Below are 20,920 nucleotides of genomic sequence, written 5' to 3'. Positions count from 1 at the left end.
GCATTTGACCGAAGCATTCCCTTACGTACCGCCTATCACGCACATCCCCTTACTAAGGTCACTGGGATGGGCACACAATGGGGGTTTGACCAGGGATGATGGGAGAAGATCGACGTTTCGGCCTGGGGGCGAGCATCGCACTCACCCTGGCCTCGGCCCTGTTGTGGGGGGTCGCGCACCTGGCCGCCGAGCGGCGCAGGACCGGTCTGGCGCTCATGGCCGCCTACGTGGTGATGCTGGCCGCCGTGCTGACCGTGTTCACCGCCTTCAGCACCCACCTCCTGTCGCTGGCCGTCCAGCCCAGGTGGCTCATCTGGCTCACGGTCGCGCTGGTGGTGATCGCGCTCCTGTGGACCAGCGTGATCATCTGGTCGTTCCTGCTGGTGCGGCCCGCCCGCTCCGACACCGTCGGCCGGTTCCTGAGCACCACCCTGGCCATCGCGCTGTGCGCGCTGGTCCTGGCGCCCACGGCGTACGCGGCGCGGCTGGCGTACCTGTCGCGTGACGTCGTCAACACCCTGTTCTCGCCCAGCAACACCGCCGCCCCGGTGCTGTCGCAGGACCCGTGGAACGGGGCCGAGCGGGTGAACTTCCTGCTCCTCGGCGGCGACTCCGCGCCCAGCCGGCCGGGCGTGCGCACCGACAGCATGACCGTGGCCAGCGTGGACGTGCAGACGGGCGCCACCGTCCTGTTCGGCCTGCCGCGCAACCTCCAGCAGGTGCAGCTCCCCGAGGGTCCGGCCAGGGAGGCCTTCCCGTTCGGCTTCACCGGCGGCGGCCCCGACACCCCCGGCCTGCTCAACGAGGTCTTCCAGTACGCCGAGGACCACCCGGAGCTGGTGCCCGGCGCGGCGAAGGGCCGGCGCGGCCCCACGCTGCTCAAGCAGACCGTCTCCGACATCCTCGGCATCCCCGTGAGCCACTACGCCATGGTGGACATGAAGGGCTTCGCGGAGCTCGTCGACGCCATGGGCGGCGTGCAGGTCACCATCAGGGAGCCCATCGTGTACGGCCGCCACCGCGAGGGCCTGCTCCCCGCCGGCACCCGCAAGCTGTCCGGCCAGGAAGCCCTCTGGTACGGCCGCTCGCGCACCGACAGCGACGACTACGTGCGCATGGGACGGCAGAAGTGCCTGCTCAACGCCGTGGCCAAGCAGGCCGACCCGATCACCGTGCTCAACAGCTTCGAACGCCTCGCCGCCGCCACCAAGCGCGCCATCTCCACCGACCTCCCCCAGGATCTGCTGCCCGCGGTCGTGGACCTGTCGCAGAAGGTCAAGAACGCCAGGATCCGCAGCCTCAACTTCGTCCCGCCGCTCATCAACACCGCCGACCCGGACTGGTACCTGATGCGCCGCAAGGTCTCCGACGCCCTTGAGGAGCACGCCTCCACCAAGACGGCCCCGACCCGCTCCCCGTCGGCCACCCCGGAGCCCGACTCCCCGCTCAACCTGGACGCCACCTGCGCCTGACGCGCGGCACTCCGCCCCGCACGCACGCACACCCACGACCCGCACGCCTGCCGCCCGCCGCCGCGACTCCGCCACAGTACGAGCGGGCGGGCCGCCCGCGCGCCGAAATCGCCCCGGCCGAACGCGGGCTGTGGCATGATGGTGACCGTCCCGAACGGAAACGATTTTCATCCTCATCTGGAGCAGACAGTGAGAGTGGCGTTCGTCGGAAAGGGCGGCAGCGGCAAGACGACGATGTCGGCCCTGTTCGCCCGGCACGTGGCAGCCCAGGGCGCCCCCGTGGTGGCCATGGACGCCGACATCAACCAGCACCTGGCCCTGGTGCTCGGCCTGGACGGGCAGCCGGAGCCCCTCGGCGCCCACCTCACCGAGATCAAGGACCGCCTGCGCGGCGCCAACCCGCGCATCCCGTCGGCCGAGGTCATGGTCAAGACGACCCCGCCCGGCCGCGGCTCCACGCTCCTGAGCTTCGAGGACCTGGCCACCGACCCGTACGGCCTGACCACCCCCGACGGCCTGCGCCTGCTCGCCACGGGCCCCTTCAGCGAGGACGACCTGGGCGTCGCCTGCTACCACTCGAAGGTCGGCGCGGTGGAGCTGCTGCTCAACCATCTGATCGACGGCCCCGGCGAGTACGTCGTGGTGGACATGACCGCCGGAGCCGACTCCTTCGCCAGCGGCCTGTTCACCCGCTTCGACCTGACGTTCCTGGTGGCCGAGCCCACCCGGCAGGGCATCAGCGTCTACCAGCAGTACCGCGAGTACGCCTCCAGGTACGACGTGGCCCTGGCCGTGGTCGGCAACAAGGTGCACGGCCCGCCCGACGTCGACTTCCTGCGCGAGCACGTGGGCGACGACCTGCTCACCTGGATGGAGCACTCCGCGGCCGTCCGCGCGATGGAGCAGGGCCGCCACTTCACGCTCGACGACCTGGAGCCGGCCAATTCCGACGCCCTGGCGCTGCTCCGCAAGACCCTCGACGAGCAGGAGAAGGACTGGGCCCGCTTCGGCCGCCAGACCGTGGAGTTCCACCTGCGCAACGCCCGCGCCTGGGCCAACGAGCGCACCGGCGCCGACCTCGCCGGCCAGGTGGACCCCGGCTTCGTCTACGGCCCCTGACCGAGCCGTCAAGAGCACACGACTGTCCCCGCAAGGATTCTGGAGCGCTTCCTCGCGGCGACCTAGCGTCAAGGTGAACCCCCCTTCGAGAGGAGACAGCATGTCGCTGACCGTTCCGAACGATCTGCTCGACCAGGCCAGAGCCGGTGAGGTGGACGACGCGGCGTTCCTCGCCTGCGTCCGCGATTCACTGCCCTACGCGTGGTCGCTGATCAGCGAGCTGGTCAAGCAGCGTGAGCACAGCGGGGCCGAGTTCGCCGACAACGAGGTGCCGCCGCCGTCCGAGGAGGCCCGCGGCCAGCTCCTGCGCTGCCTGGCGAGCGACTCCATGCGGGGCGCGCTGGAGCGCCACTACGGCGTGCGCCTGGCCTTCCAGAACTGCCACCGGGTGGCCGTCTTCGACCCGGCGGCGACGAAGGCCCTGGCCGACTTCGTCACCCCGCGCGCTCAGATCCTCAACCAGAAGCCGGAGCTCGTCGACTGCTGAGCACCCGTCAGGTGAGCCGGGCCGCGGGCCCGGCTCACCTGGTCAGCGCAGCATGGGCAGGACCTCTGCGCCGAACCTCCTGATGTTCGCCAGCGTCCGCTGGTGCTCCCCCATCCCCTCCACGAGCAGGACGAAGTGCTCGATGCCGGTGCTCTCCCGGGTGCGCAGCAACGTCTCGGCACAGTGCGCGGCGGACCCCACCGGATGGATCTTCGTCAACAGATCCACATATTCACCGACATCCCGCACCTTGCGCGGCCGATCGTCCACCGGCACGTACCCGGCCAGCCCGGGCCCGAGCCAGGCGGGCATCGCCGCCTTCAGCTCACGCACCGCCTCCTTCGTCGAGTCGGCCACGTACGCCAGCCCCGCCGCCACGTGCCCGGCCCCCGCTCCGCCCCCGTACCGCTTGACCAGGGCGGCCTTGTCCTCGTCGCCGATGTGCATCCCCAGGAGCATGGGCAGCCCGCGCGCGGCGGCCAGCTCGACGGTCCCCTCGGAGGTGCACGCGACCACCGGCCGCATCCGCGCAGGGGGCACCATCGGCACCTCCCTGAACCGGAAGAACTCCCCGTCAGCGGCCACGGACCCGCCCGACAGGGCGTCGAGGAGCAGGTCGAGCGATTCGGCGAAGCCGCGCTCGTACCGCTCGAGCCCGGTCCCGAACACCTCCAGGTCCACCCACGGCCCGCCCCTGCCCACGCCGAGCGTGAACCGCCCGCCGGACAGGTGGTGCAACATGGCGGCCTGCTCGGCCAGCGCGACGGGGTGCTGCGTGGACAGCACGCTCACGGCCGTGCCGAGCCCGATGCGCGTGGTCCTGCCGATCGCGACCGCGGCCAGCGTCGCCGGCGACGGGCACACCCCGTACGGCATGAAGTGGTGCTCGGCGATCCACGCGTCGTCGAACCCGGCCTCCTCGGCCGCCACGATCCACTCGACGGCGTTCGCGAGCACCCGCCCAGGCTCCTGCCCGGGGAACAGCCCGGCGACGACAAAGATCCCGATCCGCATTCCTCGAATGATGGCCGATCACCGCCAGGATCGCCGCAGGCACGCGCGAACCTTGACGGGCTAGGCGAAGAGGCTTTCCTGCCCCTCGCCCGCCAATGGATCACGATGATGCTTGAGATGCCGCCACTGGGGCAGCTCGTCAAGGTATGACCATGAAAGCCGATGATGCGGAGTCGGCCCCAGCCGGGCGAGGGCCTCCTGGTGCACGGGCGACGGGTAACCGGCGTTCTCCGCGAAGCCGTACTCCTTGCAGCCGATCGTCGCCATGTACGCATCGCGCCGCACCTTGGCCAGCACGGAGGCGGCGGCCACCGAGATGCTCGCCGCGTCGCCCCTGACTTCGAGCCGCACCGGCCACGGAGCGCCGATGTAGTCGTGCTTGCCGTCGAGGATCACCGCGTCGGGGCGGGCGGGGAGCGATTCCAGCGCCCTGCGCGCGGCCCTGCGCAGCGCCTCGGTCATGCCGACCCTGTCGATCTCCTCGTGAGTGGCCTCGCCGTAGCCGATGCCGGCCGCCCACGCGGCCAGCTCCAGGGCCAGCGGGCCGCGCTTGGCCTCGGAGACCTGCTTGGAGTCGGTCAGCCCGGCCGGCGGGCCGGTCAGGTCGGTGACGACCGCGCAGACCGTGACGGGCCCGGCCCACGCGCCGCGGCCCACCTCGTCGACACCCGCGACCGTACGGATGCTGGGCTGGGAGAGCAGGAGCTGCTCGATGTCGTACGTCGGCGCCATAGGCGCAGACGTTATCGCGTCCCCGCGGGGTCCACGCCCCGAAGGAGCGGCCGGAGGGTTCACTCCCCGAAGGAGCGGCCCACCACGTCGCTCGCCGAGCGCACCGGCTCGCGCAGCAGCTCCTCGACGGCCGGCCCGCTGTCGCGGGACCGCTCGGCGGGACGCACGGGGTCCAGATCGGCGGCCAGGTAGCGGGCGGCCACGTGGATGGCCCGCAGGGTCACCGACACCGACGGCCGGTGCACGCTGGACCCGCGCGCCACGGCGTGCACGTCCCGCCCGACGGGATTGCCGGGGAACTGCCGTACGGCCAGGCCCCGGACCCCGGCGGCCAGAGCGAGCGCGGGCACGGCGGCGATGCCGATGCCCTTGGCGACCAGCGAGAGGATGGTTCCCAGACCTTCGAACTCCCACGGCGTCGGCCGCGTGCCACCCACGTCCACCAGCAGGCGGTCCACCGCCAGCCGCGAGGGCTCGCCGTCGGGCGTGGCCATCCACGGCTCGTCGCGCAGCTCGCGCAGGTCGAGTGGCACCTCGGGGTCGGCCAGGCGGTGCTTGCGCGGCACCACGAGCACGAGGGGGTCGCGCAGCAGCGGGAAGACCCGCAGGGTCTCGCTGTCGCGCACGCCGCCGTACCAGTCGTCCACGAGCGCGATGTCGACCTCGCCGGACTGCACCTCGCGCATGCCGCGCCCTGACCTGCTCTGGCCCAGCCGGAGCGTCAGCTCGGTGTGGCGGCGCAGCGAGCGGGCCAGCGCCGGCGCGAACGCCACCGCCGCCGTCGGGAAGGCGGTCACCACGACGCGCCCCGCGGGCTTGCCCGCGTGCGCGGACAGGTCGGACTCCGCCTCCTCCACCATCGAAAGGATGCGCTCGGCATGCAGGACCAGCCGCCGGCCCGCGTCGGTCAGCTCGGCGCTGCGCGCCGTCCTGTCGATCAGGGCCGTGCCGGTCTCGCGTTCGAGCGCGGCCAGTTGCTGGGAGACCGCGGACGGGCTGTAACCGAGCGACTCGGCCGTCGCCGCGATGCTGCCCTTCCTCGCGAACTCGCAGATCAGGACCAAACGCCGCAATTCGAGCATCAGACTTCCTTATGCCTACCCACAAAAAGCCTCGCTTGTGCTGATGCCTTCATCCAACCACCCTGGGAACGTGACAAACATGACGGTTACCTTGTCCGCCACTCTGGCGGCGAATGAGGACATCGAACGAAGACGACGCGCCGGGGAGCGCGTGCTGCACCTGGCCTTCGGTGAGGCCGGTCTGCCCGTCCACCCGGCGCTGCGCGACAGGCTGGCCGCCGCCTCCGAATGCAACGGCTACGGGCCGGTCGCGGGGGCGTCCGGGCTCCGGGCCGCGGCGGCGGGCTACTGGACACGACGGGGGCTCGTCACCGACCCCGAGCTGGTCGTCAGCGGACCGGGCAGCAAGTCACTGCTGTACGCCCTGCTCCTGGCGATCGGCGGAGACATCGTCCTGCCCATGCCCAGCTGGGTCAGCTACGCCGCGCAGGCCGATCTCGTCGGCTCCCGCCCTCTCCTGGTGCCCGCACCATCAGGAGAAGGCGGAGTGCCCGACCCGGACCTGGTCACCGAGGAGGTCGTCCGGGCCAGAGCGCAGGGCAGGACCGTCAGCTCGATCCTGGTGACGCTGCCCGACAACCCGACAGGACGGCTCGCGTCGCCCGCCACCGTCGCCCGTCTCGTGCGGGTGGCCAGGGAACTCGACCTGACGATCATCTCCGACGAGATCTACCGCGACCTCGTGCACGACCCGGACCTGCCGTACACCTCGCCTGCCGATCTGGCGCCGGAGCGCACGATCATCACCACCGGGCTGAGCAAGAGCCTGGCGCTGGGCGGCTGGCGGATCGGCGTGGCCAGGCTGCCGGAGAACGGTCACCTGCTGCGTACGCGCCTGCTCGCCGTGGCCAGCGAGATCTGGTCGGCGCCCGCGGCGCCCGTGCAGGAGGCCGCGACCTACGCCTTCGGCGACCCGCCCGAGCTGACCGAGCGCATAGCCCGCAGCCGCCGGCTGCACGGCCTGGTCGCGCGGGCGGTGTACGAGAGGTTCGTCGAGGCCGGGGCCGACGTCCCGGAGCCGCAGGGCGGCTTCTATCTCTATCCCGATCTCGGTCATCTGCGGCTCGGCGGCTCCGCCGAGATCACCAAGCTCCTGCTGGAGGAGCACGGCATCGGCGTCCTGCCGGGGCACGCCTTCGGCGACGACCCCTCGGCCGCCCGGGTGCGCGTCGCGGTGAGCCTGCTCTACGGCGACTCCGCGGACGAGCGCCTGACCGCCCTGAACAGCGCGGATCCGCTCCGGCTGCCGTGGATCGCCGACAATCTCGACTTCCTCTCGACGGGTCTGCGAGAGCTGTCGCAGAGCCGCCACGGCACCGCGCCGAGACCGCGTCGCGCGCTCGTTCCCGCACCCTGTCGCGGCTAGGGTCACGGTTAGGCGAATCTTTCCCCAAGAGCGGGTTTACCATCCCCCAAAAGGGGCCTCTGACCTGCGAAAACTCCACGCGGAGAAAACCCGCGAAAAGTTGGTTCGCACGGCCTGGTTACGTGCACGTCAGGCAACCCCCATCATGTGCTCATGCCCGCTCTTGTCACCCTGTCCGGGCGCCTCGTGCGCCTGGAGCCTCTCAGCCTCGCGGCGGTCGATGACCTGGTCGCCGCGGCGAGTGAAGACCGCTCCACCTACACCTTCACTCGCGTCCCGAACGGCCGGGACGAGGTTGTCTCCTACGTGGAGGCCGCCATGGCTGAGCAGGCGGAGGGCCGCACGATGCCCTTCGCCATCCGGTGGCTGCACACCGACCGCGTGGTCGGTGCCACCCGTCTCATGCACCTGGAGTACTGGCAGGGCCCCATGCCCTGGCCTCCGGGTACACGCGGTGCGGTGGGCGACGTTCCGTCCGTGGCCGACATCGGTTACACCTGGCTGGGCGCCGGCGCCCAGGGCACGGGTGTCAACCGGGAGAGCAAGTTCCTCCTGCTCTCGCACGCCTTCGAGACCTGGAACGTCCACCGCATCACTCTGAAGGCAGACGTACGCAACACCAGATCCCGGGCCGCCATCGAGGCCCTCGGCGCACACTTCGACGGGGTGCGGCGAGCGGATAGCCGAGGCGCCGACAACACGGTCCGAGATACCGCGTTCTACTCGATCCTGAACTCTGAGTGGCCGCTCGTACGCGAGCGGCTGCTCATGAGGCTCGGACTGGTCGAGGCAGCCTGAGAAACCGTTCACCGACGGCCCCGCCCGATATTGAAGGGCGGGGCCGGTATTTTTTCCCGCCCCTGTGGCCTCTACATGACACACGCCCCCGCGATGCGTATCACGTGAAGCTCCGACCACCAGCATCCGAGGACGGGCTCAACACCGGATCAACGGCGGATCAACGCACAGATGAACGATCTACCTGGATCTAGGTGACGAGCAGTGATGGATCTATCATTTGGTAACAAATCGTTCCATTGGCTTGGAGACAGAGGGCATGGCTGGTCAGAGCGTTGAGAGCGGGCTGCGGTTCGCCGTGCTCGGTCCTGTCCGCGCGTGGCGTGATGGCCAGGAGCTCGACCTGGGCACCCCGCTGCAGCGTTCCATCCTCGGCATGCTGCTCCTGCGGGAGGGCCACGCGGTCACCCCCAACGAGATGATCGACGCGGTGTGGGGCGAGGAGGCCCCGCCGCGGGCCCTGGGCGCGCTGCGCACGTACGTCTCCAGGCTGCGCACCGTGCTCGAACCCGACAGGCCCGCCCGCTCCCGCCCCGAGCTGCTCACCTCGATCGGCCGCGGCTACGCGCTGCGCCTGCCGGAGGACTCCCTCGACCTGACCCGCTTCGAGCGCGGCATCCAGCAGGCCGAGTCCGCCCGCAAGGCCGGCAAGCCGGCCGAGTGCGCGCGCGCCCTGCGGGCCGCGCTGGCGCTGTTCGAGGGCGAGCCGCTGGCCGGCACCGTCGGCCCCTACTCCGAGCACCAGCGCGACCGCCTGGTCGAGCGGCGCATCAGCGTCATCGAGACGCTCATGGACGTGGACCTGGAGCTCGGCAACCACGCCAAGGTCGTGTCCGAGCTGATCGCGCTCACCGCCGACCACCCGCTGCGCGAGCGCCTGCGGGCCCAGCTCATGCTGGCCCTGTACCGCTGCGGCCGCCAGGGCGACGCGCTCAACGTCTTCACCGAGACCCGCGAGGCGCTGATCGACGAGCTGGGCATCGAGCCTGGCCCCGAGCTGTCGGCCCTGCACCAGCGCATCCTCGCCGCCGACCCCACCCTCGCCGCCGCCGAGGTGCCCGAGGAGGAGGAGCCTTCGGACGAGGAGGAGCAGCAGCAGCAGCCCGCGCTGGAGCTGCCGCGCCCCGCCCAGCTCCCGGCCGCCGTCAGCGACTTCACCGGCCGCAAGGAGGTCGCGGTACGCCTGCGCACCCTCCTGTCGGCCCAGCCGGTGGCCGAGGGCGTGCCCATCGCGGCCATCTCCGGCATCGGCGGCGTCGGCAAGACCACGCTGGCCGTGCACGTGGCGCACCTGGTGGACGACGTCTTCCCTGACGGCCAGCTCTACGCCGACCTGCGCGGCTACACCGACCAGGCCCTCGCGCCCGAGTCGGCGCTGGGCGGATTCCTGCGCGCGCTCGGCGTGCCGCCGGACGTCATCCCCGACGCCCCGGCGGAGCGCTCGGCGCTCTACCGCTCCATCCTGGCCGAGCGCCGCATCCTGGTGCTGCTGGACAACGCCCGCGACACCGCGCAGGTCAGCCCGCTGCTGCCGGGCACGCCCGGGTGCGCCGCCATCGTCACCAGCCGGGGCAAGCTGGCCGACCTGCCGTCGGCCAAGCTCGTGGACCTCGACGTGATGGAGCCGGACGAGGCGCTGTCGCTGTTCTCCTCGGTCGCCGGGGCCGAGCGGGTCGCGGCCGAGCACGGCGCGGCCATGGACGTGGTGGCCGCCTGCGGGTTCCTGCCGCTGGCGGTGCGGATCGTCGCCTCCCGCCTCGCCGCCCGGCCCTCCTGGACGGTCGCCTCGCTGGTGCCCAGGCTGGCCGACGAGCAGCGCCGCCTCGACGAGCTGCGGGTGGGCAACCTGGCCGTGGAGGCCACGTTCGCCCTCGGGTACGGGCAGCTCACCTCGACCCAGGCCCGCGCCTTCCGCCTGCTGTCGCTGCCCAACGGGCCCGACATCTCCGTCGGGGCCGCCTCCGCCGTGCTGTCGATGAGCATGTTCGAGGCGGAGGAGGTGCTGGAGTCGCTGGTGGACGCCAGCCTGCTGGAGGCGCCCGCGCCCGGCCGCTACCGCTTCCACGACCTGCTCAAGCTGTTCGCCCGCCGGGCACTGGACAGGGGCGAGCGGCCCCAGGCCCGCACGATGGCGCTGCGCCGCCTGCTCGGCTTCTACCTGGCCTCGGCCCAGTCGGCGCACACCCTGGCCTACGAGGGCAGCATGATCCCCGCCAACCTCGTGGTCGTCGGCAGCGGCCTGACCTTCACCAGTGTGGACGAGGCCGTGGCCTGGCTGATCTCCGAGGGCGACTCGCTGTTCGCGGCCATCGACCAGGCCGCCGCGACGGCCCGTACCGCCGAGCAGCTGCTGCCCGCCGCGGACCTGCTGGTGGCGATGGAGCCGCTGCTGGAGGCGGGCACGCACACGCGCGAGTTCGACCACAGCACCAAGGCCGTGCTGGCCACCGCGCAGCGCAACGCCGACCAGGGCAGCGAGCTGCGCGCCCGCTACGTGCTGGGCCGGGTGCTGTTCGCGGACAACCGGCTCAAGGACGCCGAGCAGCACTTCAGGATCGTGCACGAGCTGTCGCGGGCCCGCCAGGAGAAGATCGTCACCGGCGAGGTGCTCAACGCCCTGGCCGTCGTCGTCGGCCGCCAGCGCCGCCACACCGAGGCGCTGTCGCTGTTCGAGGCGGCCATGCGGTGGTACCGCGAGAACGGCGTGCCGGCCGGCGAGGCGCTGGTCCTCAGCTACTCGGCCCGCGACCACCTGGGGCTGGGCCGCGCCGAGGACGCGATCGCGGCGGCGGAGAAGGGCCTGGCCATCTTCACCGAGATCGGCAGCGGCGCCGGCACCGCCCGCGCCCGCTACCACCTCGGCATCGTCCTGAGCAGGGTGGGCCGCCTCACCGAGGCCGTGCACCACCACGCCGAGTGCCTGGCCTTCTTCCGCGCCAGCAAGCAGCGCGTCTGGGAGCAGCGGGTGTGCTCCCGGCTGGCCGAGACGTTCATCGCCGCCGAGCGGTATCCCGACGCCGTCCGCCACGCCGAGCAGGCGCTGGTGGTCGCCCGCGAGATCGGCCACCCGTACGGCGAGGCGCTCTCCCTCACCGTGCTGGGCAAGGCGCTGCGCGGTCTCGGCAGCACGACGAGAAGCCTGGACTGTCTACGGCAGGCCTTCGACATCTTCTCCCGCCTCGGCGCTCCCGAGGCCGGGGATCTCAAGGTCCTGCTCGACAGCCTCTCCACTCCCGAACCCGCCGGCGATGGGCCCGTCGTCGAGTCCTGAGTACAGCTCGTCGTCCAGACGTGTCATCCACACATGGTTGATCAAGGCTGTCCCTAGGAGATCTGGATGTGTTCAGCCCGGCCGGCCATCCTGACCGTCGCGCGTCGCTAGGGGGCCCGGTTATCCGGATGCTCCGCGCAACGGCTAGCCGCCTCACTTGCGGACGGCCGGCCGGACCTGACACGGCCCTCGAACCCCCCAGGTCCGTGTCCTGGCTCACAGCATCCACCGCCGGGGTTGACGTCCGATCAACACCCGATTAAAGGAGGAAGTAACCCTCCGCGATCAAGGGCCTGACCGCGTCGGAGTCGGGGATCTCACCGTCTCCGACCAGCTCGGCGATCACGTTGAGCAGCGGCCCGAGCGCCAGCTCGCCGTCGCACACGCCGGCCAGCGCGGCCTCCACCGTGCCGACCTCCCTGCTGCGCCGCAGCCCCTGCGTCTGGCGCAGGACGATGCGGATCGGGTCCTCGGCTCCCGGCAGGCCGATGCGCTCGTCGAGCAGCCCGTCGGCGGTGCGCAGCAGCGCGGTGTCGAGCCCCTGCGCCCGGTGCGCGGCGGCGATCGCGTCGACCACGGAGTCGACGTAGTCGCCGACCGGCAGCGAGACCTGGTGGGCCAGGTGCTCGACGCGCACGACGGGGTCGAGCGTGCCGGAGTTGCGCATCGTGATCCAGCCGAACCCGATGCCCTCGATCCGCCGCTCGTCGAACCAGCCCAGCCACCGGTCGTAGTGCTCGGTGTAGGCGCTCGTGCCCTGCTCGGCCGCGTCCCTGAGCCACAGCTCGACGTACTCGGCCGGGTCCTGCACGTCGCGCTGCACCACCCAGGCGTCGCAGCCGGTCTCGCCCAGCCAGCCGCCGACCCGGTCGTGCCAGTCCTCGCCCTCGACGTGCAGCCAGTTGGCCAGGAAGTGGGCCTGGCCGCCGGGGTTGAGGTGGTGGGGCGTGCGGCGGACGAGGTCGCGGCAGAAGTCGTCGCCCTCGCGGCCCGACTCGCGGTAGGTCAGCTTGCCCGCGCGGGCCGGCGCGATGACGAACGGCGGGTTGCTCACGACCAGGTCGAACGACTCCGCCTCGACCGGCTCGAACATCGAGCCCGCGCGCGCGTCCACGTCGCCCACCCCGGACAGCTCCCAGCTCAGCCGGGCCAGCTCCAGGGCGCGCGGGTTGAGGTCGGTGGCCACGATCCGCTCGGCCCGCCCCGCCAGGTGCAGCACCTGCACCCCGCACCCGGTGCCCAGGTCCAGCGCGCGCCCCACCGGGCGGCGGGTGACGAGCTGGGCCAGGTTGGCCGAGGCGCCGCCGGCCCCCACCACGTGGTCGGGCCGCAGCCCGGGGTCGCCGGGCCGCACCTTCCTGTCGGAGACGAGGTAGCCCCCGGTCTCCCAGGGCTGGAGGTGCACGGTGGCGGCGACCTGGTCGCCGTCGGTCTCGACCAGCCCCGATTCGAGCACCTCCGGCGCCACGGACTTGGCCGGGACGGGGACGCCGAGCCACCACAGCCTGATCAGCGTGCCCAGGGGATCGCCGTCGGCGGTCGCGCGCAGGGCCGGCACCAGCTCCTCGCGGGCCAGCGCCGAGGCCGCCATGCTGCCCAGGCGTTCGCGTACGCCGTCGATCGTGTATCCGGTTTCCAGGAGGTGATGGCGCAGTCGTTCCACAGGAGCATCCTTTCACCGCCGGCTCACGAGCATGATCTGATACCGACAGTGCTCATACTGTTACTTAAGCACCCAAGCATTCTGCAAGCGGCGGACAAGTGACGCGCGGTATCTCTATGCGTACCGAAACATCGTCCCGAGGAGCGGACCCCATGCTGATCCCTTGCTTGGCCTGCGAGTCCCGCTTCCGGCCGGACGAGTACTTCAGCGCCTGCTCCGACTACAACCGCGGCCTGGACCTGGTCTCGTGGACGTGCCCGCGCTGCGGCAACCGTGACGATCTCCGGGTGCTGCCGGGTGAGCTGGGGTTCGGCTATCCGCATCGGGGCAGGTTCGACGTGCACGACAGGGTGCGGGTGCCGGGGCTGCGCAGGCAGCGGGGTGACCTGCGGCTGGACATCTCTCTTGATCGCGCTAGCTGGCGCGTTCCAACGCGCGTCCGCCAGCTCGCCTGACCCGCCGCCCGCCCTTCCGACAGGATCTTCACGCGGGTGCGTACGCGTGCGTGGGCCGCTCCCCGCGCAGCAGCCGCCCGATGTCCTCCACCAGCGCCTCCGCCAGCTCCTCCCTGCTCTCCCCCGTGGCCTCGCCCAGCCGGGGCGTGAGCACCACGTTCGGCAGCCGGGTCAGGGGATGGGCGCGGTCGAGCCACTCGCCCTCGAAGTGGTCGAGCCCGGCGCCGCCCACCTGGCCCCCGCGCAGCGCGTCGACCAGCGCCCGCAGGTCGTGCAGCGCTCCGCGCGAGGTGTTGAGGTAGATCGACCCCGGCCGCATCGCGCCGAACTCGGGGTAGCCGAAGAAGCCCCGCGTCTCCTCCGTGAGCGGCACGTGCAGGGAGACCACGTCGGCCTCGGCGAGCAGCCCCGCCAGCGAGTGGGTGGCCTCGGCCACGAACGGGTCGCAGACGATCACCTTCATGCCCAGGCCCTCGCACCGCCAGCGCAGCGCCCTGCCGACCCGGCCCAGGCCGACGATGCCGAACGTGCGCCCGGTCAGCCTGCGCCCGCGGTGACGCTGCGCCGGAGGCACCCTGCGCTGGTGGACGGGGGCGTGGTAGACCCGCCCCCTGCGCACCTCGCGGTCGGCGCTGACGATGTTCCTGCTCACCGCGAACAGCAGCGCGAGCGTCAGCTCGGCCACCGCCTCGGAGTCGCGCTCGAGGGCGTGCAGGACGGTCACCCCGCGCTCGGCCGCCAGCGCCAGGTCCACGCTCGCGGGCGGGCCCATGCTGGCCACGACGTCCAGGTGCAGGCCGAGCACCGACGTGCGCACCTGGTCGCCGTCGGTGATGAGCACGGTCGCGCCGGTCTCGATGACCAGGTCGGCCAGTTGCTCGTCGGTGAAGCCGAGGCTCGGTCGTGCGGGAACCTCGGTCAGATCGGCGATCTCGCCCAGGCGGGCGAGCGCGCTCTCCGGCAAGGTGGGCAGCACCAGCGCCCGAGGTCGTCTCACATTTGGACAATAACACCACAGACGGTGCTCAGATCATCGCTCCCCGCGCAGGGTTCATTCCGCCCGCTGGCGCAGGCTCTGCCAGGCTGCCTCGCCCAGCCCCTTGATCTCCTCCTCGGTCGGCGTGTGCGCTCCGGCGAACCACAACCGGCACATCTCCTGCGCCGGCCCCAGCCACAGCACGTAGCACATCGTCGCGTGGACGGGCTGGAGCCCGCCGCTCTTCATGTGCGGCCGCCACCAGTCGGAGACCTGGCGGAAGAACGAGCGCCGCGCCTCCGCGACCTCGGCGCCGCCCGGCTCGTGCTTGCGCGGCGGCCGCTCGCTGATGAGCAGCCTGGCCCGCTCGGGGTGCTCGCCCGCCCACCGCATGTGGAAGGCCACGATGGCCTCGATGCCGGCGCGGGCGTCCTCGTGGCGGACCAGCTCGGCGAGGAAGGCCGCCTGGTAGGCATCGAGGATCTCGCCGTACAGCACGCCGAAGACGTGCTCCTTGCTGGCGAAGTGGTGGTAGAAGCTGCCGACGCTGACGCCGCTTTCCTCACGGAGACTGGCCAGGGTGGTGGCGGAGACGCCGTCCTGGCTGAAACGGCGGAGGGCGCCCTCGATGATGCGTGTGCGGCCGTCGCGTCCGTTCTTGACACTCTTCACACTGTCAATGGTGTGACAACAGAACCTTGTTCCGCAAATAGGCCAGCCTGATCGATCATAGCGGTTACCTCGACCGTCCCGGAAGCCACCTTCATCGTGGCGTCCGGCCACAGCCGCCGGACCAGCCTGAGCACCCGCCGGTTCTCGCCCAGGACGTCCATGCCCACAGTCCTGGCGCCGCGCACGGAGGCCCGCAGCAGCAGGGTGTCCACCAGCCTCGGGCCCAGGCCGCGCCCCTGCCAGTCGTCGGCCACCACCACGGCGATCTCCACGTCGGCGCAGCCGCCCTTGAAGCTCATGGCGTGCCCGACGATCTCACCGCACCCGGTGGTCGCGACGAGCGCGTCGCGGCGTTCGTCCACGGACAGCAGCGCCCGGACGAGGCCGGCGGCGGGCTTGGAGACGCCGGTGAAGAACCGGAGCGTCTGCGTGTGCAGTGACAGGCCGGCCAGGAAGCGTCTGATCCGTTCCTCGTCGTCCGGGCGGGCCGGGCGGATCTGGGTTCCCTGCATAGACCCAGCCTGCCTCTCGACCGCTGAGTCTGTCAACTGAACTCAGGTATAATGCAAAAATGAACGTTCCCTTCCGGGTGAACAACTGCTCGATCGAGCGCACCCTGGACATCGTCGGGGAGAAGTGGACCTTCCTGGTGCTGCGCGAGGCGTTCAGCGGCGTGCGCAGGTTCGCCGACATGCAGGCGATCACCGGTGCCCCCCGCCAGGTGCTCAGCGCGCGTCTGGCCCGGCTGGTCGACGAGGGCCTGCTGCGCAAGGAGCCGTACCGCGAGCCGGGGCAGCGGCAGCGTGACGAGTACCGGCTCACCGAGAAGGGCCGCGACCTCTATCCCCTGCTGGTCGCGCTCATGCACTGGGGCGACAAGCACCTGTCGGGCGACGAGGGCCCGCCGGTGATCCTCACCCACCGCGACTGCGGCGCCCCCATCGAGCTGCGCTTCCGCTGCGCGGACGGCCACGAGGTGGCCGGGCCGCGCGAGGTCACGCCCGTTCCTGGAGAAGGCGCCGACGTCCGGAGCGCCTGAGTGCGGGACCACCGGTGGCGGTGCCTAACCTGGAAGGCGTGTACCGGTTCCTGCTGACGCCCAGATGGCTCGCGCTCCACGTGGTGGTGCTCCTGGTCATCCCCGCCTTCGTGTTCCTCGGGCGCTGGCAGTTCGGGCGCTTCGAGGAGCGGTCGGCCAACAGCGAGCGGGTGACCGCCAACATCGAGGCCGCGCCCATGCCGCTGGAGCGGCTGGCGAGCGCCGGGCAGCAGGTCGGGGAGGACGACCGGTTCCGGCGCGTCACGGTCGCCGGCACGTACGACGCGGCCCACGAGCTCGTCGTGCGCCGCCGCCCCCAGCAGGGCCGCAACGGCTACTACGTGCTGACCCCCCTGGTCACCGGCGGCGGCACGGCGGTGATCGTCAACCGGGGCTGGGTGCCCGCCGGCGCCACCGCCGACGCGGCACCCGAGGTGCCGGCCGCGCCCGCCGGGCAGGTAACTGTAACGGGGCGGCTACGCCCCAGCGAGACCGAGGAGAACAGCGGGATCACCGACCGCCCCGGCCTGCCCGCCGGCCAGGTGCTCCTCATCGACGCCGGCAAGATCGGGCAGGGCCTGCCCTACAGCCTCGTGGGCGGCTACGTCGAGCTGACCGAGCAGCAGCCCACGCCCGCTTCCGCGCCCGCGCCGGTGCCCGAGCCCGACGTCGGCGCGGGGGGCGGGCTCAACCTGGCCTACGGCGTCCAGTGGTGGCTGTTCATCGGCATCGCGGTGGGCGGCTGGGTGCTGCTGATCCGGCGCGAGGTCGCGGAGCGGAAGGCGCAGGAGGCCAAGGGGACCGCTGGGGTCCCGGAGGCGACGACACCCGCCAATTAATGTGGTGAGGGTGATCCGCCACATTGAGTTCACCAACCTCTGTAACTTCCGCGACGTAGGTGGATATGCCGCCAGGGACGGGCGCACCGTCAGGTGGCAGCGGCTCTACCGGGCCGACTCACTGGGCTGGCTGGCCGGAGCAGACCTGACGGCCTTCCGGGCGCTCCACGTGCGCAACGTCATCGACCTGCGCCACCCGTACGAGGTCGAGAAGGCCGGGCGAGTCCCCGAGTCCGAAGGTCAGCACTACCAGAACCTGCCCATCGAGGGGCGCCGCTGGGACACCGCCGCCTACAGCGAGGAACTGGGCGTCGCCCGCTACCTCGCCGACCGCTACCTGGAGGTCACCGAGGACGGCGTCGAGAACCTGCGCACCGCCCTGGAGACCATCGCGCGGGCCGACAACGCGCCCGTGGTCGTGCACTGCGCGGCGGGCAAGGACCGTACGGGGGTGCTCACGGCGCTCGTCCTGTCGCTGGCGGGGGTGAGCGAGAACGACATCGTGGCGGACTACGCGCTCACGGGGCTGGCCACCGAGCGCTTCGTCGCCGACTGGACCAGGCGGCACCCCGACGCGCCCCTGTGGCCGGGGTTCGGGCTCGCGCCCGCCGAGGCCATGCGGCTGTTCATCACCGACCTCAAGGCCCGGCACGGCTCGGTGGAGGCCTACGTCAGGAAGGTGCTCCGGCTCTCGACCGCGGCGATCTCCGAACTCCACGGACATTTGCTGACTGAACCGAGCGGAAAGGGGTAGTGGGCGTGCGGACCCGTCCCTGCGCGAGGCGGGTTCGCCACTCCCGGGATCGCCAGCCATCCCCCTCCCGGCGGTCCCGGGTCAAATACCCCCTCGGATACCCAACGGATACGTCGCAGCTTGTTCGACGTTATCCCGCCGTCGTACGGTTACCTGCGTGACTACGCCGCTGCTCCCCGACCCTGACCCCAGGCGGCGCGACTATGTGATCATCTCAGCCGACGATCACCTGATCGAGCCTCCCGACCTGTTCGAAGGCCGCCTGCCGGAGAAATACGCCGAGGCCGCGCCGAAGGTAGTGGAGACGGAGGCGGGTCACCAGGTCTGGCGCTACAACGGCGCGACGTACCCGTGCGCCGGCATCGACGTGGGCGCGGGGCTGCCTCGTGAGCAGCGCACGCTCGACCCCGTCAGGTTCGAGCACATGCGCCCCGGCTGCCACGACATCGAGGCCCGCGTCCAGGACATGGACGTCGCCGGCATCTGGGCCGCGCTCTGCTTCCCCGGCATGCTCGCCGGGCAGGCCGGCATGCCGTTCGCCAGGACCCGCGACCAGGAGCTCGGCCTGGCCCTGGTCAAGGCGTGGAACGACTGGCACATCGACGTCTGGGCGGGCACCTACCCCGAGCGCATCATCGGCCTGCAGCTCCCGTGGCTGCCCGACCCCGACGTGGCGGCCAAGGAGATCCGCGCCAACGCCGCCAGGGGCTTCAAGGCGGTCGTCTTCCCCGAGTTCCCCACCCGGCTGCGGCTGCCCTCGATCCACACCGGCCACTGGGACCCGTTCTTCGCCGCCTGCGAGGAGACCGGCACCGTGGTCTGCCTGCACACCGGCGACTCCTCCTGGTCGCCCGTGCCGTCGCCCGACACGCCCATCGAGGCCATCACCACGCTGATGCCGACCAGCGCCATGTTCGCCTGCGCCGACTGGCTCTGGTCGGGCGTGCCGCTGCGCTTCCCCTCGCTGCGCCTGCTCATCGTCGAGGGCGGCGTGGGCTGGCTGCCGATGCTGGCCGAGCGCGCCGACTACGCCCTCGACCACCCGGTCGCCGGCGAGGCGTCATGGGAGGGCGGCATCAAGCCGAGCGAGGTGCTGCGCCGCAACTTCTTCTTCGGCACGCTCGACGACCACGCCCTGTCGGGAGTGCGGCTCGCGGTCGGCCTCGACCACGTGCTCCAGGAGAGCGGCTACCCGCACTCCGACTCGACCTGGCCCGACACGCAGAAGTCGGTGGCCCGCAACCTCGGCACGCTGCCCCCGGCCGACATCGCCAGGGTCGCCTACGGCAACGCCGCCCGGCTCTTCGGGCACCCGCTGCCGTCGCGGGCCTGGCTGCGGATGGAGGAGATCTAACCCTCTTCCAGCCTGGCCTGGATCACGTGGCGCTCGTGCTCCACGTACCGGCCGCTCTCGCCGAGCAGCGAGGCCATCAGCCACAGGAACACGCCGAAGTCGTCGGCGACGCCGATCAGCATGAGGAAATCGGGCACGACGTCGAGCGGCGAGATGAGGTAGACCACGCCGAGGCCGAGCATGGCCAGCTTGCCCTTGCCCATGCCCGCGTACTCGCCGCGCATCACCGAGCCGACCATCCTCGGGATCGCCCTGAGCCTGGTCGTCAGTTTGGGCGACCCGGGCTTGGTCACCTCGCGGTAGGTCCGCCATGCCGCCGCTGCCCGTGCTGCCTTCGCCATCATGTCGATCCCCCTACCCCCGGCTTTTCACGACATAACGCGTCGCCGGGGGCAGGAGTTCCCTACGTCACCGCATGGCCAGGTGCTCGAACGGCCTGACCTGCTCGATCTGCGCCGCCACCCGCACCAGGAGATCTTCCCGGCCGGCCGCCGCCACGAGCTGCACGCCCACCGGGAGGCCCGCCGCGTTCCTGTGCAGGGGCAGCGAGACGGCGGGCTGCCCCGTCGCGTTGACCGGCGAGGTGAAGCTCACCGCGTGCGCGGTCCGGCCGAAGGCGAGGCTGAGGTCGTCGGGCGGGATCCAGCCCAGCGGGAACGGCGCCACCCCCAGCGACGGCATCAGCAGCAGGTCGTGGCCCTCCTCCCACCAGGCGGCCATGCGGCGGCGGAAACCGTCCACCCACTGCAGGGACCTGATGTGGTCGGGTGCGCTGCGCCCGCGCGCCGCCCGCACCATGGCGGTGTTGCGCGGCTCCAGCTCCTCCGGCTCCACGGGCTTGCCGCGCAGCTCGCTCAGCGCCGCGACGTGCGCGGCCAGGTTGTCGGCCACGATCGCGCCGAAGTGGAGCGGGAAGTCGGTCTCGGCCAGCGCGCGCGGGCCGCCGGGGGCGACGTCGTGGCCGAGCGACTCCAGCAGCGCGGCGGCCCCGGTGACGGCCTCGGTCAGCTCGGGCGTCTCGGGCACGTCGCCCCGGGGATGCGTGGTCAGGAACCCGATCCGCAGCCTGCCGGGGTCCCGGCCCGCCTCCTCGGCGAGCCTGCCGGGCAGGGGCGGGGCGGCGTACGGGTCGCCGGAGCGCATGCCCTCGACCGCGTCGAGCGCCGCCGCCGTGTCACGCACGCTCCTGGTGACGAACCCCGGGCAGGAGAACCCGCTCCAGCCCTCCCCCAGCGCCGGCCCCAGGCTCACGCGCCCGCGCGTCGGCTTGAGCCCCACCAGCCCGCACATCGACGCGGGGATGCGGATCGACCCGCCTCCGTCGCTCGCGGTGGCCAGCGCGACCATCCCGGCCGCCACCGCCGCCGCCGAGCCGCCGCTGGACCCGCCCGCCGAGTACGCCGGGTCGTACGGGTTGCGCGTCGCCCCGAACGCCGCCGGCTCCGTGCTGATCGTGCTGCCGAACTCGGGCGTGTTCGTCCGCCCGAGCAGCACGAACCCGGCCTCGCGCAGCCGTACGACGCCGTACCCGTCCGCGGCGTCCACCAGCCCGTCGCGGACGGCGGAGCCCGCGCTGTACGGCTCCCCCGCCTCCCGCCAGCCCAGGTCCTTCAGCAGGATCGGCACCCCGCGGAAGGGCGCGTCCGCCGGGATCGCGTCGATCTCGGCCAGCGCGCGCTCGAAGCGGCGGTGGATGACGGCGTTCAACTCCCGGTCGGCGGCCTCGATGCGGGCGATCGCGGCCTCGGCCAGCTCCCTGGCCGACACCTGGCCGTTCCTGACCGCCGCTGCCTGGCCGACCGCGTCCATCATGAGCACGTCGCGCAT

Annotated in this window: 20 protein-coding genes; 11 read left to right on the top strand and 9 right to left on the bottom strand. The window is 71.7% G+C overall.

The window, feature by feature from the left end:
• The first annotated feature begins 95 nt into the window (after nt 1-95).
• The 3 genes from HD597_RS51745 (at nt 96) to HD597_RS51735 (ending at nt 3,078) form a co-directional block, all read left to right on the top strand.
• Nucleotides 96-1,472, top strand: a complete 1,377-nt coding sequence (locus tag HD597_RS51745) for an LCP family protein (RefSeq protein WP_253754947.1) — start codon at nt 96-98, stop codon at nt 1,470-1,472.
• A 189-nt stretch (nt 1,473-1,661) separates the two neighbouring features.
• Entirely contained in the window at nt 1,662-2,591 is a 930-nt protein-coding gene (locus HD597_RS51740) for an ATP-binding protein (protein WP_253754945.1), read from the top strand.
• Between the two features lie 100 nt (nt 2,592-2,691).
• Complete coding sequence (locus HD597_RS51735; RefSeq protein ID WP_185111419.1) at nt 2,692-3,078, top strand: SCO5389 family protein; 387 nt, start codon at nt 2,692-2,694, stop codon at nt 3,076-3,078.
• Between the two features lie 42 nt (nt 3,079-3,120).
• Here HD597_RS51735 and HD597_RS51730 read toward each other — a convergent pair whose 3' ends face one another.
• Genes HD597_RS51730 through HD597_RS51720 form a run of 3 tightly spaced genes read right to left on the bottom strand, consistent with a single transcriptional unit; the run spans nt 3,121 to nt 5,906 of the window.
• A complete protein-coding gene (locus HD597_RS51730; RefSeq protein ID WP_253754942.1) occupies nt 3,121-4,092 on the bottom strand; it encodes an LLM class flavin-dependent oxidoreductase in 972 nt (323 codons plus the stop codon).
• A 60-nt stretch (nt 4,093-4,152) separates the two neighbouring features.
• A complete protein-coding gene (rnhB, locus tag HD597_RS51725) occupies nt 4,153-4,824 on the bottom strand; it encodes a ribonuclease HII (RefSeq protein ID WP_253754941.1) in 672 nt (223 codons plus the stop codon).
• A gap of 59 nt (nt 4,825-4,883) precedes the next feature.
• On the bottom strand, nt 4,884-5,906 hold the full coding sequence (locus tag HD597_RS51720; RefSeq protein ID WP_253754939.1) for a LysR family transcriptional regulator: 1,023 nt from the start codon (nt 5,904-5,906) through the stop codon (nt 4,884-4,886).
• A gap of 79 nt (nt 5,907-5,985) precedes the next feature.
• Between HD597_RS51720 and HD597_RS51715 the strand changes: the two genes are divergently transcribed.
• From HD597_RS51715 to HD597_RS51705, 3 genes are all read left to right on the top strand, one after another.
• On the top strand, nt 5,986-7,272 hold the full coding sequence (locus HD597_RS51715) for a pyridoxal phosphate-dependent aminotransferase (RefSeq protein ID WP_253754937.1): 1,287 nt from the start codon (nt 5,986-5,988) through the stop codon (nt 7,270-7,272).
• Between the two features lie 153 nt (nt 7,273-7,425).
• Entirely contained in the window at nt 7,426-8,070 is a 645-nt protein-coding gene (locus HD597_RS51710; RefSeq protein ID WP_253754935.1) for a GNAT family N-acetyltransferase, read from the top strand.
• A 259-nt stretch (nt 8,071-8,329) separates the two neighbouring features.
• On the top strand, nt 8,330-11,341 hold the full coding sequence (locus HD597_RS51705) for an AfsR/SARP family transcriptional regulator (RefSeq protein ID WP_253754933.1): 3,012 nt from the start codon (nt 8,330-8,332) through the stop codon (nt 11,339-11,341).
• A gap of 259 nt (nt 11,342-11,600) precedes the next feature.
• On the opposite strand, the gene HD597_RS51700 is transcribed toward HD597_RS51705, so the two are convergent.
• Nucleotides 11,601-13,004 (bottom strand): DUF7059 domain-containing protein, encoded by a 1,404-nt coding sequence (locus HD597_RS51700; protein WP_253754931.1) that lies wholly within the window; start codon nt 13,002-13,004, stop codon nt 11,601-11,603.
• Nucleotides 13,005-13,156: 152 nt separating this feature from the next.
• On the opposite strand from HD597_RS51700, the gene HD597_RS51695 reads away from it, so the two are divergent.
• Nucleotides 13,157-13,459 (top strand): hypothetical protein, encoded by a 303-nt coding sequence (locus HD597_RS51695; protein ID WP_253754929.1) that lies wholly within the window; start codon nt 13,157-13,159, stop codon nt 13,457-13,459.
• A gap of 28 nt (nt 13,460-13,487) precedes the next feature.
• Here the strand turns inward: HD597_RS51695 and HD597_RS51690 are convergent, their stop codons facing one another.
• Genes HD597_RS51690 through HD597_RS51680 form a run of 3 tightly spaced genes read right to left on the bottom strand, consistent with a single transcriptional unit; the run spans nt 13,488 to nt 15,619 of the window.
• Nucleotides 13,488-14,456, bottom strand: coding sequence for an NAD(P)-dependent oxidoreductase (locus HD597_RS51690; RefSeq protein ID WP_253754927.1), 969 nt, complete (start codon nt 14,454-14,456; stop codon nt 13,488-13,490).
• Nucleotides 14,457-14,510: 54 nt separating this feature from the next.
• Nucleotides 14,511-15,107: a TetR/AcrR family transcriptional regulator gene (locus HD597_RS51685; protein ID WP_253754925.1), complete on the bottom strand. Its 597-nt coding sequence runs from the start codon at nt 15,105-15,107 to the stop codon at nt 14,511-14,513.
• Nucleotides 15,104-15,619: a GNAT family N-acetyltransferase gene (locus tag HD597_RS51680; protein WP_253754923.1), complete on the bottom strand. Its 516-nt coding sequence runs from the start codon at nt 15,617-15,619 to the stop codon at nt 15,104-15,106. The genes HD597_RS51685 and HD597_RS51680 overlap by 4 nt, the downstream gene beginning before the upstream one ends.
• A gap of 59 nt (nt 15,620-15,678) precedes the next feature.
• Here HD597_RS51680 and HD597_RS51675 point away from each other — a divergent pair, with 59 nt between their 5' ends.
• From HD597_RS51675 to HD597_RS51660, 4 genes are all read left to right on the top strand, one after another.
• Complete coding sequence (locus tag HD597_RS51675; RefSeq protein ID WP_253754921.1) at nt 15,679-16,146, top strand: winged helix-turn-helix transcriptional regulator; 468 nt, start codon at nt 15,679-15,681, stop codon at nt 16,144-16,146.
• A gap of 38 nt (nt 16,147-16,184) precedes the next feature.
• On the top strand, nt 16,185-16,985 hold the full coding sequence (locus tag HD597_RS51670) for an SURF1 family cytochrome oxidase biogenesis protein (RefSeq protein ID WP_253754919.1): 801 nt from the start codon (nt 16,185-16,187) through the stop codon (nt 16,983-16,985).
• A gap of 10 nt (nt 16,986-16,995) precedes the next feature.
• The gene (locus tag HD597_RS51665; RefSeq protein WP_253754917.1) at nt 16,996-17,739 is read left to right on the top strand and encodes a tyrosine-protein phosphatase; all 744 of its coding nucleotides are present in this window, start codon (nt 16,996-16,998) and stop codon (nt 17,737-17,739) included.
• 157 nt (nt 17,740-17,896) lie between these two features.
• The gene (locus HD597_RS51660; RefSeq protein ID WP_253754915.1) at nt 17,897-19,093 is read left to right on the top strand and encodes an amidohydrolase family protein; all 1,197 of its coding nucleotides are present in this window, start codon (nt 17,897-17,899) and stop codon (nt 19,091-19,093) included.
• Here HD597_RS51660 and HD597_RS51655 read toward each other — a convergent pair.
• Nucleotides 19,090-19,437: a YkvA family protein gene (locus tag HD597_RS51655; RefSeq protein WP_253754913.1), complete on the bottom strand. Its 348-nt coding sequence runs from the start codon at nt 19,435-19,437 to the stop codon at nt 19,090-19,092. The two genes, HD597_RS51660 and HD597_RS51655, sit on opposite strands and share 4 nt — an antisense overlap.
• A gap of 64 nt (nt 19,438-19,501) precedes the next feature.
• The gene (locus HD597_RS51650) at nt 19,502-20,920 is read right to left on the bottom strand and encodes an amidase (protein ID WP_253754911.1); all 1,419 of its coding nucleotides are present in this window, start codon (nt 20,918-20,920) and stop codon (nt 19,502-19,504) included.

The organism is Nonomuraea thailandensis (assembly GCF_024172165.1).
GTDB classification, from domain to species: Bacteria; Actinomycetota; Actinomycetes; order Streptosporangiales; family Streptosporangiaceae; genus Nonomuraea; species Nonomuraea thailandensis.
This window is presented reverse-complemented; position numbering and strand designations above follow the sequence as displayed.